Origin of the sequence: Steroidobacter sp. (assembly GCF_016790065.1) — a bacterium.
Classification (GTDB): Bacteria; Pseudomonadota; Gammaproteobacteria; order Steroidobacterales; family Steroidobacteraceae; genus Steroidobacter.
Genome location: NZ_JAEUPY010000793.1, coordinates 1 through 2,390 on the forward strand (window position 1 = coordinate 1; position 2,390 = coordinate 2,390).

Annotated in this window: 3 protein-coding genes; 2 read left to right on the top strand and 1 reads right to left on the bottom strand. The window is 61.7% G+C overall.

Features of this window, described 5'->3' with window-relative positions; translation table 11 throughout:
* A partial coding sequence (locus JNL55_RS32180; protein ID WP_293864344.1) for a catalase occupies positions 1 to 1,471 on the bottom strand: 1,471 nt, incomplete at its 3' end.
* Between the two features lie 148 nt (positions 1,472 to 1,619).
* Here JNL55_RS32180 and JNL55_RS32185 point away from each other — a divergent pair.
* The gene (locus tag JNL55_RS32185; RefSeq protein WP_293864347.1) at positions 1,620 to 2,195 is read left to right on the top strand and encodes an RNA polymerase sigma factor; all 576 of its coding nucleotides are present in this window, start codon (positions 1,620 to 1,622) and stop codon (positions 2,193 to 2,195) included.
* Positions 2,182 to 2,390 (top strand): FecR/PupR family sigma factor regulator (locus tag JNL55_RS32190; RefSeq protein ID WP_293864350.1); only part of this gene is annotated, 209 nt, incomplete at its 3' end. The genes JNL55_RS32185 and JNL55_RS32190, both read left to right, overlap by 14 nt.

The window sequence follows — 2,390 nt, forward strand, 5'->3', positions numbered from 1 at the left end:
GATCGAGCTTGAGTGCGCGGCGCACGCCTTCGCCGTATGCCGGGTCGCACTTGGCGAACAGTGCTAGCTGGCGGCGAGCGATGGACTCCGGTACGCCTTGCATGGCTGCAGCGATGTTGTCGAACAAGCGCTGCTTCTGATCCGCATTCAACAGGCGGAACAGATTGCCGGGCTGCGTGAAGTCATCGTTGGCCGCGCGATGATCGTAACGATCAGCTGCGCCATGCAGTGGCAACGCCGGCTCGGCGAAACGCGCATCCTGCTTCGGACCGTTGAACGAGTTCGGCTCGTAGTACGCATCGGCATTGCCGGTGTCGTTCTGGAAGAACCGCATCGAACCGTCCTTGTGATAATGATTCACGGGGCATTTCGGCGCGTTCACCGGCAACGCTTCGTAGTGGGTGCCGAGGCGATAGCGATGCGCATCGGCGTACGCGAAGATTCGAGCCTGCAACACGCGATCCGGCGAGAAGCCGATGCCGGGGACGATGTTCGACGGCGACATGGCCACTTGTTCGATCTCGGCGAAATAATTGCTGGCATTACGATTCAATTCCAGCACGCCCACGTCGATCAACGGGAAGTCCGCATGCGGCCACACCTTGGTGAGGTCGAACGGATTCCAGCCGGTGTGTTCCGACCAGGCTGCAGCTTGCGCTTCGGTCATGATCTGCACTTGCAATTTCCAACGTGGGAAGTCGCCGTTGTCGAGTGCGCTGACCAAATCTTCCTGCGTGCTTTCGCGAGTGCGACCGACCACTTCGGCCGCTTGGGCGTTGGTCCAGTGACGATGGCCCTGCTGCGTCTTGAAATGGAATTTGACCCACACGCGCTCGCCGGCGTCGTTGATCAGGCTGTAAGTGTGCGAGCCGTAACCGTTCATGTGGCGCACGTCGGTCGGCAGGCCACGGTCAGAGAACAGAATGGTGATCTGGTGCAGACTTTCGGGTGACAACGACCAGAAGTCCCACTGCGCGGTAGGCGAACGCAGGTTGGTGCGCGGATGACGTTTCTGTGTGCGAATGAAATCCGGGAACTTGAGCGGATCGCGAATGAAGAACACCGGCGTGTTGTTGCCCACCAAATCCCAGTTGCCTTCGGGCGTATAGAACTTGAGCGCGAAGCCGCGCACGTCGCGTTCAGCATCGGCGGCGCCAAGCTCGCCGGCGACCGTGGAGAAACGCAGAATCAAATCGGTCTTGGCGCCCGGCTGTAACACCTTGGCTTTGGTGTAAGCGGAAATGTCGCCGGTGACGGTCAGCGTGCCGTGAGCACCCCAACCTTTGGCATGCACCACGCGCTCGGGAATGCGTTCGCGGTTCTGATGAGCCAGCTTTTCGACCAGCTGATAGTCCTGCAGCAGCAGCGGTCCGCGCGGGCCGGCACTCAACGAGTTCTGATTGTCGGCGATGGGATTGCCGGCACTGGTGGTGAGTGTGGCTGGCGCTCGCTGATCGTCTGGCTTGCTCATGGTCGGCTGCTCTTGTGTCCGTAGTTAAGTGACGGGTGCAAGTTACGCGTTACCGAGCCATGGCTGAAATCGATTGATCGGATGGGGCCGATAGACAAACTCGTGGGCCCGGATTGCGCCGCGGCAGCGAGCACGGCATGCTCGCGGCATGGACGAACCGTCCCGCTATCGCTGGATTGCCGCCAACATCCTGCCGCACGAAGCCGAACTTCGGGCCTGGCTGCGCCGGCGCGTGCGTGCCCTCCAGGACAGCGAAATCGACGATTTGGTGCAGGAAGCCTTTGCCCGCATCTGGGCCAGCGAGCTGGCCGCCATCCGTAACGGCCGTGCCTATTTTTTCGCCACGGTCCGGCACTTATTGGCCGAGTACGCCCGGCGCCGGCGCATCGTTCCCATCGAGCTGTTGGGGGAAATCGAGTCCTTAAACCTCATCAGTGAGGAGCCTGGCCTGGAACGCCAGGTGGGAGCGCGCCAGGAGCTGGCGCGATTGAAAGTCATCGTCGCCGCATTACCCGCGCAATGTCGCAGAGTGTTCGAGCTATGCAAGCTCGATGGCCTGTCGTACCGGCAGGCGGCCGGCAAGATGGGCTTATCGGAGAAGACGGTGGAGAATCATCTAGGCCGCGCACTGGCGCGCATCGCCGATAGTCTCGCGCGCAGCGAGCCGGATATTGCCGAGGCGCCACGCCAACCGCTTGCGGACGCCGAACGTGGCAACGATTAGCGACGTCGCCGCTCGTTGGGCGGTGCGTAGCGCTGCCGGCACGCTGAGCTCTGAAGAGCAGCGTGAGCTCGATGCATGGCTCGAGGCTGATCCGCGTCATCGTGGCGCTTATGTTCGTGCTCGCGCGCAATGGGTCGACCTGGATCGTCTGGCCGCTTTGCATGGGCCTTCGGTGGATACCGTCGAGCTAACGAG